Consider the following 12,672-nt stretch of genomic DNA (forward strand, 5'->3'; position numbering starts at 1 on the left):
GATGCCCGTCAAGCGCTGAGGCCCCAGGGACGGGGCCTGCAGCGCGTACTCCCGGGAGCATGCCCGTAGCGAGGGGACCCCGGAGCGAAGCGCAGGGGCCGGATGACGGGAGCAGGCGGCTTTGGTTACTTTGGCCAAGACCAAAGTAACCCGCCGTAAGGGCGGAAAGGTGACTCGGCGCCACCTACGCGAACGAATAGCTATGCGGTGTAAACGCCCACGCCACACACTCAGAAGCTGAAACTTCAAACCCCGGCTCTGATAAGGCACAACCCCATTCGCACGCTGACCCAGTCAAGCCTGCTTCAGCAACAACGCCACCCCCGGAAAGTACTGCCCCAGTTCGTTATGCAATTTGCGGTACGCATACGGGAAGTACCAGGCCACCGCGCACGCGCTGTGTTTCTGTAAGTCGTCGACCATGTCCTGCAACTCTTCAGGGCTGGCGTGCTGGCCAGCCTTCCATGGGCTGATGAACAAAGCCCCCGCCTTCAACTGGCTGGGATAGGCCACCTGCCGGGCGCGCACGGCGGTTTCCTGCAGTGCAGCTGCCATGTCCAGTTTGGCCAGCCTTGGCCACCGCTGACCCACGCTCAGGTACAGCACGTGGTCAGCACTGCTGATCGACAGATCGCAGCGCCCCTCATGCTCACCTTCATCGCGCTGCTTCTTGCCGGCAAACTGCTGTAACGCCGCCAGCTCAGCCTCCCACGCCGCGGCTGCCAGCACCCCGGCATTGGCAACCGCCCCGTGCCAGTAAGGTGCCTCGCCATCGCCGTAAAACTGGTTGCAGCGGTCAATGCAGTCGACCCAGCGTTCCAGCACCGGGCCAAGGAATTCCAGGTTTGAATTGTTAATGAGATGGCCTCGCATGCTGCACTCTCCTTGTGTAATTGTGGTGACGTACAGTCAAGCGTGATGGCTATGTGATATCAGTGTGGCACAGCCAGCAGAATTGGCCAGCGTCGCCGCCTCGATTGACGCTCCCGGTACAACCCTCTAACCTTCGCGCGTGTTTCAGGTGCCCTGCCAGCCCCGACTGGGCAGGGTGAAACTGGGAAGCCGGTGGGCGCCAGCATGGCGCGAGTCCGGCGCTGCCCCCGCAACGGTAGGTGAGTCGCGGCCGCGCAGGGCCACTGGGTGTTTACCCGGGAAGGCGCGCAGGCCAGGGCCAAGGCCCCCTCACAAGCCCGGAGACCGGCCTGATATCTGCCAACGGCATCACGGAGGGTGATGCGCGGTGCACCGTGGCCCCTTGCCATGGCCCCTGCGCGTTCTCCGTCTGCCTGCCTACTCTTTATTGCCGCGCGTTGCCGTGGTGACAGCCAGCGGAGAACCCTGATGAGCGAACCCACCGAACGCGACGAACGCCATTTGGCGCGCATGCAGCGCAAGAAGGCTGTCATCGACGAACGTATCGCCAACTCCCCCAACGAATGCGGCCTGCTGCTGGTGCTGACTGGCAATGGCAAAGGCAAGAGCAGCTCGGCCTTCGGCATGCTTGCGCGGGCCCTGGGCCACGGCATGCAGTGTGGTGTGGTGCAGTTCATCAAAGGCCGCAACAGCACCGGTGAAGAGCTGTTCTTCCGCCGCTTCCCCGAGCAGGTGCGCTACCACGTGATGGGCGAAGGCTTCACCTGGGAAACCCAGGACCGCCAGCGCGACATCGCCGCCGCCGAAGCCGCCTGGGCGGTGTCCCGTCAGTTGCTGCAGGACCCCAGCGTGCAGTTCGTGGTGCTGGATGAGCTGAACATCGCCCTCAAGCACGGCTACCTCGACCTTGACCAGGTCCTGTCCGACCTCCAGGCCCGCCCGCCGATGCAGCATGTGATCGTCACTGGCCGCGGGGCCAAGCCTGAAATGGTCGAGCTGGCTGACACCGTGACCGAAATGGGCATGCTCAAGCATGCCTTCCAGGCCGGCATCCGCGCACAGAAAGGCGTAGAGCTGTGAGTCAGGGGCGCCACTGCCCAGCCGTGCTGATCGCGGCTCCCGCCTCCGGTCAGGGCAAGACCACCGTCACCGCCGCACTGGCCCGTCTGCACCGTAACCGCGGGCGCAAGGTGCGGGTATTCAAGTGCGGGCCGGACTTTCTTGACCCCATGATTCTGGAACGGGCCAGTGGCGCGCCGGTGTACCAGCTGGACCTGTGGATGATCGGCGCGGAGGAAAGCCGCCGGCTGTTGTGGGAAGCGGCAGGGGAGGCCGACCTGATCCTGATCGAAGGGGTGATGGGGTTGTTCGATGGCACCCCCTCCAGTGCCGACCTGGCACGCCATTTCGGTGTGCCGGTGCTGGCAGTGATCGACGGCACGGCCATGGCCCAGACCTTCGGCGCGCTGGCCTTGGGCCTGGCGCGCTACCAAGCCGACCTGCCGTTTGCCGGGGTGCTGGCCAACCGGGTCGGCAGCCTGCGCCACGCACAGCTGCTGGAAGGCAGCCTGACCGAAGGCTTGCGCTGGTATGGCGGGTTGTCCCGCGAGCGTGGCATCGAATTGCCCAGCCGGCACTTGGGCCTGGTCCAGGCCAGTGAATTGAACGATCTCGATGCCCGCCTGGACGCCGCCGCCGAAGCGTTGGGGGCCAGTTGCGATGCGGCGCTGCCGCCACCGGTGTGCTTTGCCGAGCCGGCAGTACACGCCTGCGCAGCCTCGCTGGCCGGTGTGCGTATCGGCGTGGCACGCGACGAGGCTTTTGCCTTCACCTACGGTGCCAACCTCGACCTGTTACGTAGCCTGGGTGCCCAACTGGCCTTCTTTTCGCCGCTGCACGACCGCGAACTGCCGGCGGTAGACAGCCTGTACCTGCCGGGTGGCTACCCCGAATTGCACCATCACGGCCTGGCGGCCAACGCGCCGATGTGCGCAGCGATCCGCGCCCACCATGCCCAGGGCAAGCCGCTGCTGGCCGAATGTGGCGGCATGCTGTACCTGCTCCAGGCGTTGACCGACGTGGCCGGCGAGCGCGCCGAACTGCTCGGCCTGCTGCCGGGTGAGGCGACCATGCAGAAGCGCCTGGCGGCCCTGGCCTTGCAGGCAGTGGAGTTGCCGGAAGGCACCTTGCGCGGGCACACCTACCACCATTCGCTGACCACCACCGGGCTGGAACCGATTGCCCGCGGCCTGAGCCCCAACGGCGGCCGCGGTAATGAAGCGGTGTACCGGATCGGCCGCCTGACCGCCTCCTACGTACATTTCTATTTCCCCTCCAACCCGCCTGCGGCGGCGGCACTGTTACGACCATGAGCGAACACGCCTTCAGCGCCGCCGAGCGCGCTGCCATCTACCGGGCCATCGGCGAGCGCCGCGATATGCGCCATTTCGCTGGCGGGGACGTGGCGCCGGCTGTGCTGGCTCGCCTGCTGGCCGCTGCCCACCAGGCGCCGAGCGTCGGGCTCATGCAGCCCTGGCGTTTCATTCGTATCACCCGGCGTGAACTGCGCGGGCAGATCCAGGCCTTGGTCGAGGCGGAGCGGGTGCGCACTGCCCAAGCCCTGGGCGAGCGTTCCGACGCGTTCATGAAACTGAAGGTGGAAGGCATCAACGACTGTGCCGAGGTGCTGGTGGCGGCCTTGATGGACAACCGTGAGCCGCACATCTTCGGTCGCCGCACCCTCCCTGAGATGGACCTGGCGTCGCTGGCCTGTGCCATTCAGAACCTGTGGCTGGCAGCACGTGGCGAAGGCCTGGGCATGGGCTGGGTGTCGCTGTTCGACCCGCAGGCCCTGGCGGCCCTGCTGGGTATGCCGGCGGGGGCCAAACCGGTGGCAGTGCTGTGCCTGGGGCCGGTTACGGCGTTCTACCCAGCGCCCATGCTGGTCCAGGAAAACTGGGCCCAGCAGCGGCCCTTGAGTGAAATGCTGTTCGAAAACCAATGGGGAGAGTGCCAATGAGCGTGGCTTTGCTGACCGTGGCTGGCGTGGCCCTGGATGCGTTGCTGGGCGAGCCGCAGCGCCGCCACCCACTGGTGGCTTTCGGCAACATGGCCAGTCACCTGGAGCGGCGCCTGAATGCCGGAGGCCGCGGTTGGCGCAGCCACGGTGTCAGCGCCTGGTTTCTGGCCGTGGTGCCGCTGACCCTGGTGGCGCTGGTGCTGTCCTGGCTGCCCTGCATTGGCTGGCTGGTTGATGTGCTGGCGTTGTACTGCGCAGTGGGGCTGCGCAGCCTGGGCGAACATGTGCTGCCAGTGGCTCAGGCGTTGCGCCAGGGCGACCTGGACGAAGCGCGGCGCCGGGTAGGTTTTCTGGTCAGCCGTGAAACCCGCGAGCTGGACGCACCTGCGGTGGCGCGGGCAGCTACCGAGTCGGTGCTGGAAAATGGCAGCGACGCTGTATTCGCTGCGCTGTTCTGGTTCGTGGTGGCCGGGGCGCCGGGTGTGGTGTTGTACCGCCTGAGCAATACCCTCGATGCCATGTGGGGTTACCGCAATGCGCGTTTCGAGCGCTTTGGCTGGTGCGCAGCGCGCATCGACGACGTGCTCAACTATATTCCCGCCAGGCTGGTGGCGCTGACTTATGCGCTGCTCGGCAAAACCCGGGTGGCCGTGGCCTGCTGGCGCAGGCAGGGCCCCTTGTGGGACAGCCCCAACGCCGGCCCGGTCATGGCGGCCGGTGCAGGTGCGCTAGGGGTCGAACTCGGCGGCCCGGCGGTGTACCACGGCCAACTGCACGAGCGGCCACGCCTGGGCGAGGGGCCGGTGGCCGATGCCGACGCCATCGAGCGCGGCTGGAATCTGGTGCAGCGCGGCGTATGGCTGTGGTTGCTGGTGATTTGCCTGGGGGCGTACCTGGATGCTTGAACACGGCGGTCGCCTGCTGCGTGCAGTGCACCAATACGGTATTGCCCGTGAGCACTGGCTGGACCTGTCCAGCGGCATTGCGCCGTGGGCGTTTCCCATTCCGCCCATTCCCGTCGAAGCCTGGGCCCGCTTGCCGGAAACCGAGGATGGCCTGGAAGCGGCCGCGCGCCACTATTACGGCGCCAGCCAGGTATTGCCAGTCGCCGGCTCGCAGGCCGCTATTCAGGCACTCCCGCTGCTGCGTGCCAGCGGACGGGTTGGGGTACTGGGCCCATGCTATGCCGAGCACCCCCATGCCTGGCAAAGGGCGGGGCACCAGCTGCTCGAGTTGGACGAAACACAGGTTGAGGCCGCACTCGATGGCCTCGACGTGCTGGTGTTGGTCAACCCCAACAACCCTACAGGGCGCCGCGTGCCCCGTGAGCGGCTGTTGGCCTGGCACGCCCGGCTGGCTGCGCGCGGCGCCTGGCTGCTGGTGGATGAAGCCTTCATGGACAATACCCCCGCAGACAGCGTGGTGGATTGCAGCGCACGCCCTGGCCTGATCGTATTGCGCTCGTTCGGCAAGTTCTTCGGCCTGGCTGGCGTGCGCCTGGGCTTCGTGGCCGCCGAGCACAGCCTGCTGGTGCGCCTGGCCGAGTTGCTTGGCCCGTGGACCGTCAATGGCCCGACCCGGGTGTTGGCCCAGGTCAGCCTGGCTGACCAGGCCGCGCAGCTGGCCCAAACCGAACGCTGTGCCGCCGCCAGCCAGCGACTGGCGGCAATGCTGGACCGCGCTGGCCTGCCGCCCACTGGCGGCTGTGACCTGTTCCAGTATGTACGCAGCCCAGGCGCAGCCCACCTGCACGATTTTCTCGCCCGTCGCGGCATTCTGGTGCGGCTGTTCGAGCAGCCTGCTGCAGTACGCCTGGGGCTGCCCGCCAGCCTGGCGGATGAGCAACGCCTGGCCCAGGCCCTGGCGGCCTACCAAAAGGAATCGGCATGACCACCCTCATGGTGCAAGGCACCACCTCCGACGCCGGCAAAAGCACGCTGGTAACTGCATTGTGCCGCTGGCTGTTGCGCCAGGGCGTGGGTGTGGTGCCGTTCAAACCGCAGAATATGGCGCTGAACAGTGCCGTAACCGCCGATGGCGGCGAAATTGGCCGTGCCCAGGCGGTGCAGGCCCAGGCCTGCCGGCTGGCGCCGCATACCGACATGAACCCGGTATTGCTCAAGCCCAACAGTGATACCGGCGCCCAGGTGATCATCCATGGGCGTGCCGTCACCAGCATGAACGCGGTGGCCTACCACGACTACAAAGCTGTCGCCATGCAGGCAGTGCTGGCCTCGCACCGGCGCCTGAGCGCTGCCTGGCCGGTGGTCATGGTCGAGGGCGCGGGGTCGCCGGCAGAAATCAACCTGCGCGCTGGCGACATCGCCAACATGGGCTTTGCCGAAGCGGTCGACTGCCCGGTGATTTTGGTCGCGGACATCAACCGTGGTGGCGTGTTCGCCCACCTGGTGGGCACGCTGGAACTGCTGTCGCCCAGTGAGCAGGCGCGGGTGCAGGGCTTTGTGATCAACCGCTTCCGTGGCGACATCGCGCTGCTGCAACCAGGGTTGGACTGGCTGGAGGCACGCACCGGCAAGCCGGTACTGGGCGTGTTGCCCTACGTCACCGACCTGCACCTTGAAGCCGAAGATGGCATCGATAGGCGCCAGGGCAGCAAGCAGGACCGCGTGCTCAAGGTGATCGTGCCGGTGCTGCCGCGTATCAGCAACCACACCGACTTCGACCCTTTGCGCCTGCATCCGCAGGTAGACCTGCAATTTATCGGCCCTGGCCAGCCGATTCCGGCTGCCGACCTGATCATCCTGCCCGGCTCGAAAAGTGTCCGCGGCGATCTGGCACAGCTGCGCGAGCGTGGTTGGGACAAGGCGATCGAACGCCACCTGCGCTATGGCGGCAAACTGATCGGAATTTGTGGCGGCCTGCAGATGCTCGGCCATGAAGTGCATGACCCGCTGGGGCTCGAAGGGGTTGCCGGTTCGAGCCGCGGGTTGGGCCTGTTCGACTACGCCACCGTGCTCGAAGCCCAGAAGCAGTTGCGTAATGTCACCGGCACGCTGAACCTCGAGGCTGCGGCGGTGAGCGGTTATGAGATCCATGCGGGCGTCACCCGCGGCCCGGCCCTGGCGCAGCCTGCCGTGCAGTTGGCCGATGGCCGCAGCGACGGCGCCATCAGCGACGACGGGCAGGTGCTGGCCACGTACCTGCATGGTCTGTTCGAAGGCAGCCATTCATGTGCCGCCCTGCTGCGCTGGGCGGGCCTGGACGATGTGCAGGTCATCGATTACGAAGCCCTGCGTGAACGTGACATCGAGCGCCTGGCCGACCTGGTGGACGCGCACCTGAACACCACCTTGTTGCGCCAACTGTGCGGGGTGGCCTGACATGCGCAGCCTGATCCTCGGCGGTGCCCGTTCGGGCAAAAGCCGCCTGGCCGAGCAATGGGCCACTGCCAGCGGTTTGCCCGTGACCTACATTGCCACCAGCCAGCCGCTGGACGGTGAAATGAACGAGCGGGTAGCGCTGCACCGGCAACGACGCCCTGCCGCCTGGGGGGTGATCGAAGAGCCCCTGGCGTTGGCGGCGGTATTGCGCGCAGAAGCCGCCGAGGGGCGTTGCCTGCTGGTGGATTGCCTGACCCTGTGGCTGACCAACCTGCTGATGCTGGAGGATGACCAACGCCTGGCCCAGGAGCGTGATGCGCTGCTCAATTGCCTGGAGCAACTGCCTGGCACGGTTATCCTGGTCAGTAACGAAACCGGCCTGGGGGTGGTGCCCATGGGCGAGCTGACCCGGCGTTATGTCGACCTGGCCGGCTGGATGCATCAGGCGGTGGCCGAGCGCTGTCAACGCGTGGTGTTGACGGTTGCCGGGTTGCCATTGGTGCTCAAGGGCGCCGCGCCATGACCCAGCCATGCACCGTGCAACCCTCACTACCCATTGTCCAACCCTGAACAGGCTTCCCCCGATGATCCAACCCTGGTGGCAAACCCCCTGCCAACCCCTCGACAACGCCGCCATGGACCAGGCCCGCGCGCGTCAGCAGCAACTGACCAAACCTGCCGGCTCGCTTGGCCAGCTGGAAGGCCTGGCCATTCAGCTGGCCGGTTTGCAGGGGCAGGAACGCCCCGTGCTGGACCAGCTGGCCATCACCATTTTTGCTGGTGACCACGGTGTGGTCGAGGAAGGCATCTCGGCCTACCCGCAGGCGGTAACCGGGCAGATGCTGTGCAATTTCGTCGGCGGTGGCGCGGCAATCAGTGTGCTGGCGCGGCAACTGCACGCCAGCCTGGAGGTGGTCGATCTCGGCACCATCGACCTACAGCTGGAACTGCCCGGCGTGCGCCATTTGCGCCTGGGGGCCGGTACCGCGAACTTTGCCCGCCAGCCGGCGATGACCGAAGACCAGCTGCTGGCAGCCCTGCAGGCGGGCCGCGACAGCGCCTTGCGCGCGGCCGAACAGCGTGCGCAGTTGTTCATCGGTGGTGAGATGGGCATCGGCAACACGACTGCCGCGGCTGCCGTGGCCAGCGCCTTGCTGGGCTGCCCGGCGGCACAGCTGAGCGGGCCTGGCACCGGGCTGGACAACGCGGGTGTGCGGCATAAGGCGCAGGTCATCGAACAGGCGTTGCGCCTGCATGGTCTGCGGGCTGACGCGCCGTTGCAGGCATTGGGGTGCGTTGGCGGGTTCGAGATCGCTGCCCTGGTCGGCGCCTATATCGGCTGCGCGCAGTCGGGTATCGCAGTACTGGTCGATGGCTTCATCTGCAGCGTCGCCGCGCTGGTGGCGGTGCGCCTGAACCCGCAGTGCCGGGCCTGGCTGCTGTTCGCTCATGAAGGTGCCGAGCCTGGGCACAAGGCCCTGCTCGCGGCGCTGCAGGCCGAGCCGTTGCTGGCCCTGGGCCTGCGCCTGGGCGAGGGCAGTGGCGCCGCATTGGCGGTACCGCTGTTACGCCTGGCGTGTGCGCTGCATGGGCAAATGGCGACCTTTGCCGAAGCCGCTGTGGCGGACCGCCCGGCATGATCCTTGACCTGCTGCGCCACGGCGAAACCGAGCAGGGCGGGCTGCGTGGCAGCCTGGATGACGCGCTGACCGACCAAGGCTGGGCCCAGATGCGCAGTGCCGTGGCCGGTGCCGGCCCGTGGCAGGTGTTGGTCAGCTCGCCGCTGCAGCGCTGTGCGCGGTTTGCCGATGAGCTGGGTGCGCGACTGAATTTGCCGGTGTGCCGGGTGCCAGCCCTGCAAGAACTGCACTTTGGTGACTGGGAAGGCCGCAGCGCCGCACAGATCATGCAAGACCAGGCCGATGCGCTGGGGCAGTTCTGGGCAGACCCCTACGCCTTCACGCCGCCTAACGGCGAGCCGGTGCACGCCTTTGCGTCACGAGTGCTGGCGGCGGTCGAGGGGTTGTACCAGCAGCACGCCGGCAAGCGTGTGCTGCTAATCACCCATGGTGGGGTGATGCGCTTGCTACTGGCGCGTGCTCGCGGCTTGCCCAGGCACCAACTGTTGCAGGTCGAGGTCGGGCATGGTGCCTTGGTCCGCTTGTTGGTGGGTGAGGGCGGGCAGTTGGTCGAGGAAGGTTGAGATGCTGCCGTTGCCGTTCTGGATTGCCTTGCAGTTTCTCAGCAGCTTGCCGGTGAGTCTGCCAGGCATGCCCGCCGCCCGTGAGGTGGGCCGTTCGCTGCTCTATTACCCGCTGGTCGGGCTGCTGTTCGGGTTGCTGTTGTGGCTGGCAAGCCACCTGCTGCAGGGCACGCCGGCGCCGCTGCAGGCGGCGTTGCTGTTGGCACTGTGGGTGCTGCTCAGCGGGGCCTTGCACCTGGATGGGCTGGCCGACAGTGCGGATGCCTGGCTGGGCGGCTTTGGCGACCGCGAGCGCACACTGCGGATCATGAAAGACCCACGCAGCGGGCCAATGGCCGTGGTAACCCTGGTACTGGTGCTGTTGCTGAAGTTCTGTGCCCTTTGGGTGCTGGTCGAGCAGGGCGTCACTGCTCACCTGCTGCTGGCGCCGCTGCTCGGGCGGGCGGCGATGCTGGGTTTGTTTCTGTGCACCCCTTACGTGCGCCCAGGCGGCTTGGGGCAGGCACTGTCAGAACATCTGCCACGGCGCGCCGCGGGCTGGGTACTGCTGGGTTGTGCGCTGTTTTGCCTGTGGCTGGGCGGGTGGAGCGTGGTGCTGGCGCTGGCGGTATTTGCCTGGCTGCGGCAGCTCATGTGCCGACGCCTGGGTGGCACAACGGGCGATACGGCCGGGGCGCTGCTGGAACTGCTCGAGCTGGCGGTGGTGCTTGGCATGGCGCTGGGGCTCTGAACGTCGTGTCACTCAAGCGGCGCCTCGCCCGGCGCCATGAAACTTCTTGCAACATGCAACACGCGGGTATATACACGTATCCATGCTGACCCGTGAATGCCTTTGTACCCATTTACGCCGTGCTGCCCGTGGGGTGACCCGGCATTACGACGAAGCCCTTGCCGGCTTCGGGGTCAATGTCGCCCAGTTTTCGCTGTTACGGCACCTGCAGCGCCTCGATCGTCCCAGCATCACGACCCTGGCCGAGGCCATGGGGCTGGAGCGCAGTACGTTGGGCCGCAACCTGCGTGTGCTGCAGGCAGAGGGCTTGGTAGCCCTGGCCGAGGGCGATGACCAGCGTAACCGTGAGGTGCTGCTGACCGCAGCCGGCACGCAGTTGCTGCAAGCCGCCCACCCGGCCTGGGAGCAGGCGCAAACCGATTTGGTGGAACGCCTGGGGAGCGGGCAGCGTGATCAACTGGTGCACCTGCTGAACCAGCTGGCCTGAAATGATATGACCATAAGCGGGTATATACCCGTAAACCTTGCGATGTGCTGGAGATAACGACAATGACTTCGGTGTGGCGAACCAGCGGATGGGTATTGGTGGGGGCAGCGTTGATTCTGGCGTTGTCATTGGGGGTACGGCACGGTTTCGGTCTGTTCCTGGCGCCCATGAGCGCCGATTTTGGCTGGGGCCGTGAGGTGTTTGCCTTCGCCATTGCCTTGCAGAACCTGATCTGGGGGTTGGCGCAACCCTTTGCCGGCGCCTTGGCCGACCGCCTGGGCGCGGCACGGGTGGTGATCATCGGCGGTATTCTTTATGCCGTGGGGTTGATCCTGATGGGCACGGCCGACTCGGCCTGGTCGTTGTCGCTGAGTGCGGGCTTGCTGATTGGTATTGGCCTCTCCGGCACTTCGTTTTCGGTGATCCTCGGTGTGGTCGGGCGGGCTGTGCCGGCCGAAAAACGCAGCATGGCCATGGGCATCGCCAGCGCCGCAGGCTCGTTCGGCCAGTTCGCCATGTTGCCGGGCACCCTGGGCCTCATCCAGTGGCTGGGTTGGTCGGCAGCCCTGTTGGTATTGGGGCTGCTGGTGGCATTCATCGTGCCTTTTGTCGGCCTGCTGCGCGACCGCCCATTGCCCAGCCATGGTGCCGAGCAGACGCTGGGCCAGGCGTTGCGTGAGGCGTGTTCGCACCCTGGGTTCTGGCTCCTGGCGCTGGGCTTCTTCGTCTGCGGTTTCCAGGTGGTGTTCATCGGCGTGCACCTGCCGGCCTACCTGGTTGACCAGCATCTGCCCGCGAGTACCGGTACCACAGTGCTGGCGCTGGTTGGGCTGTTCAACATTGTCGGCACCTTCACGGCTGGCTGGCTGGGTGGGCGCATGTCCAAACCGCGCCTGCTGACCGGGCTTTACCTGCTGCGGGCGGTGGTGATCGTGCTGTTCCTGTGGGCGCCGGTGACTCAGTTCAGTGCCTACCTGTTCGGTATCGCCATGGGGCTGCTGTGGTTGTCTACCGTGCCGCTGACCAACGGCACCGTGGCGACGGTGTTCGGCGTGCGCAACCTTTCCATGCTGGGCGGTATCGTGTTTCTGTTCCACCAGTTGGGTGCGTTCCTGGGGGGCTGGCTGGGTGGGGTGGTGTATGACCGCACGGGCAGCTATGACCTGGTGTGGCAGATTTCCATCCTGCTCAGCGTGTTGGCTGCCGCACTGAACTGGCCGGTACGCGAACGCCCGGTCGCCCGCTTGCAGGCGCAGGCAGCATGAGCCGCCATTGGCTTCGCGGGCTGCTGGCTGTTGCCGGGTTATTGCTGCTGGCGCTGGTGTGGTGGGGCTGGCACCGCGGGGGCTTGGCGTTGATGCAGTTGGGCATGAGCGTCTGTTAGGCGCTACCCTGCAAGCTCAAGGCTTGAATTGCGGGAGCAACTGACATGCGTATACAGGGGTTGACGGTGACGGTGCTGGGCTTGCTGGCCAGTGCGTCGAGCTGGGCTGCCGATTGCCCGGCGTTGTTGCAGGGCAGCTTGCCGGAATTGCGGGGCAAGGGGCAGATCGAGCTGTGCGAGCGGTTTGCCGGTAAGCCTTTGGTGGTGGTGAATACCGCCAGTTACTGTGGTTTTGCGCCGCAGTTCGAGGGGCTTGAAGCAACGTACAAGGCGTATCACGAACAAGGCCTGGAGATGTTGGGTGTGCCGTCCAATGACTTCAAGCAGGAAGACGCCGATAGCGAGAAGACGGCCAAGGTCTGCTATGCCAATTACGGTGTGACGTTCACCATGACCAAGGCTCAGCCGGTTCGGGGCAAGGATGCGATTCCGTTGTTCGTTGAATTGGCCAACCAGAGCAGTGCGCCGAAGTGGAACTTCTACAAATATGTGGTTGATCGCAAGGGCAAGGTGGTTGGTAATTTTTCCAGCCTGACGAAGCCGGATGATCCGGCGTTCCGGGCGGCTATCGAGAAGGCTATTGCTTCGCAGTGATGGGGGGGGTTATTGCGTAGCTTGAAAGCTTTTTGGCGCTG

General features: G+C 65.8%; 15 protein-coding genes and 1 riboswitch. Of the genes, 14 read left to right on the plus strand and 1 reads right to left on the minus strand.

The annotated features are described in order from the left end of the window. Positions 1-294: 294 nt before the first annotated feature. Positions 295-873 (minus strand): hypothetical protein, encoded by a 579-nt coding sequence (locus ACF8SD_RS11750; RefSeq protein ID WP_173887830.1) that lies wholly within the window; start codon positions 871-873, stop codon positions 295-297. A 129-nt stretch (positions 874-1,002) separates the two neighbouring features. Then, positions 1,003-1,221, plus strand: a riboswitch (cobalamin riboswitch). Positions 1,222-1,341: 120 nt separating this feature from the next. On the opposite strand from ACF8SD_RS11750, the gene cobO reads away from it, so the two are divergent. From cobO to ACF8SD_RS11820, 14 genes are all read left to right on the plus strand, one after another. Next, positions 1,342-1,953, plus strand: coding sequence for a cob(I)yrinic acid a,c-diamide adenosyltransferase (gene cobO, locus ACF8SD_RS11755; RefSeq protein ID WP_173887831.1), 612 nt, complete (start codon positions 1,342-1,344; stop codon positions 1,951-1,953). Next, positions 1,950-3,245 (plus strand): cobyrinate a,c-diamide synthase, encoded by a 1,296-nt coding sequence (locus ACF8SD_RS11760; protein WP_173887832.1) that lies wholly within the window; start codon positions 1,950-1,952, stop codon positions 3,243-3,245. The genes cobO and ACF8SD_RS11760 overlap by 4 nt, the downstream gene beginning before the upstream one ends. Continuing rightward, complete coding sequence (bluB, locus tag ACF8SD_RS11765) at positions 3,242-3,892, plus strand: 5,6-dimethylbenzimidazole synthase (RefSeq protein WP_173887833.1); 651 nt, start codon at positions 3,242-3,244, stop codon at positions 3,890-3,892. The genes ACF8SD_RS11760 and bluB overlap by 4 nt, the downstream gene beginning before the upstream one ends. Continuing rightward, on the plus strand, positions 3,889-4,797 hold the full coding sequence (gene cbiB / locus ACF8SD_RS11770) for an adenosylcobinamide-phosphate synthase CbiB (RefSeq protein ID WP_392484527.1): 909 nt from the start codon (positions 3,889-3,891) through the stop codon (positions 4,795-4,797). The genes bluB and cbiB overlap by 4 nt, the downstream gene beginning before the upstream one ends. Continuing rightward, entirely contained in the window at positions 4,790-5,782 is a 993-nt protein-coding gene (cobD, locus tag ACF8SD_RS11775) for a threonine-phosphate decarboxylase CobD (protein WP_392484528.1), read from the plus strand. The genes cbiB and cobD overlap by 8 nt, the downstream gene beginning before the upstream one ends. After that, positions 5,779-7,233, plus strand: a complete 1,455-nt coding sequence (locus ACF8SD_RS11780; RefSeq protein WP_173887836.1) for a cobyric acid synthase — start codon at positions 5,779-5,781, stop codon at positions 7,231-7,233. Before cobD ends, ACF8SD_RS11780 begins: the two co-directional genes overlap by 4 nt. Position 7,234: 1 nt before the next feature. Then, a complete protein-coding gene (cobU, locus tag ACF8SD_RS11785; protein ID WP_392484529.1) occupies positions 7,235-7,756 on the plus strand; it encodes a bifunctional adenosylcobinamide kinase/adenosylcobinamide-phosphate guanylyltransferase in 522 nt (173 codons plus the stop codon). A 61-nt stretch (positions 7,757-7,817) separates the two neighbouring features. Further along, entirely contained in the window at positions 7,818-8,873 is a 1,056-nt protein-coding gene (cobT, locus tag ACF8SD_RS11790) for a nicotinate-nucleotide--dimethylbenzimidazole phosphoribosyltransferase (RefSeq protein WP_009686201.1), read from the plus strand. Next, entirely contained in the window at positions 8,870-9,436 is a 567-nt protein-coding gene (locus ACF8SD_RS11795) for a histidine phosphatase family protein (protein WP_392484530.1), read from the plus strand. The genes cobT and ACF8SD_RS11795 overlap by 4 nt, the downstream gene beginning before the upstream one ends. 1 nt (position 9,437) lies before the next feature. Further along, complete coding sequence (locus ACF8SD_RS11800) at positions 9,438-10,166, plus strand: adenosylcobinamide-GDP ribazoletransferase (protein WP_173887840.1); 729 nt, start codon at positions 9,438-9,440, stop codon at positions 10,164-10,166. 82 nt (positions 10,167-10,248) lie between these two features. Beyond that, positions 10,249-10,653 carry a MarR family winged helix-turn-helix transcriptional regulator gene (locus tag ACF8SD_RS11805; protein WP_392484531.1) on the plus strand — a complete coding sequence of 135 codons (405 nt, stop codon included), beginning with the start codon at positions 10,249-10,251 and terminating at the stop codon, positions 10,651-10,653. A 62-nt stretch (positions 10,654-10,715) separates the two neighbouring features. Next, positions 10,716-11,918: an MFS transporter gene (locus tag ACF8SD_RS11810; RefSeq protein ID WP_144187729.1), complete on the plus strand. Its 1,203-nt coding sequence runs from the start codon at positions 10,716-10,718 to the stop codon at positions 11,916-11,918. Beyond that, a complete protein-coding gene (locus ACF8SD_RS11815) occupies positions 11,915-12,037 on the plus strand; it encodes a hypothetical protein (RefSeq protein ID WP_283246105.1) in 123 nt (40 codons plus the stop codon). Before ACF8SD_RS11810 ends, ACF8SD_RS11815 begins: the two co-directional genes overlap by 4 nt. 45 nt (positions 12,038-12,082) lie before the next feature. Next, positions 12,083-12,631, plus strand: coding sequence for a glutathione peroxidase (locus ACF8SD_RS11820; protein ID WP_054914256.1), 549 nt, complete (start codon positions 12,083-12,085; stop codon positions 12,629-12,631). Positions 12,632-12,672: the final 41 nt, after the last annotated feature.

Source organism: Pseudomonas sp. CJQ_9 (assembly GCF_043106615.1).
Classification (GTDB): Bacteria; Pseudomonadota; Gammaproteobacteria; order Pseudomonadales; family Pseudomonadaceae; genus Aquipseudomonas; species Aquipseudomonas juntendi.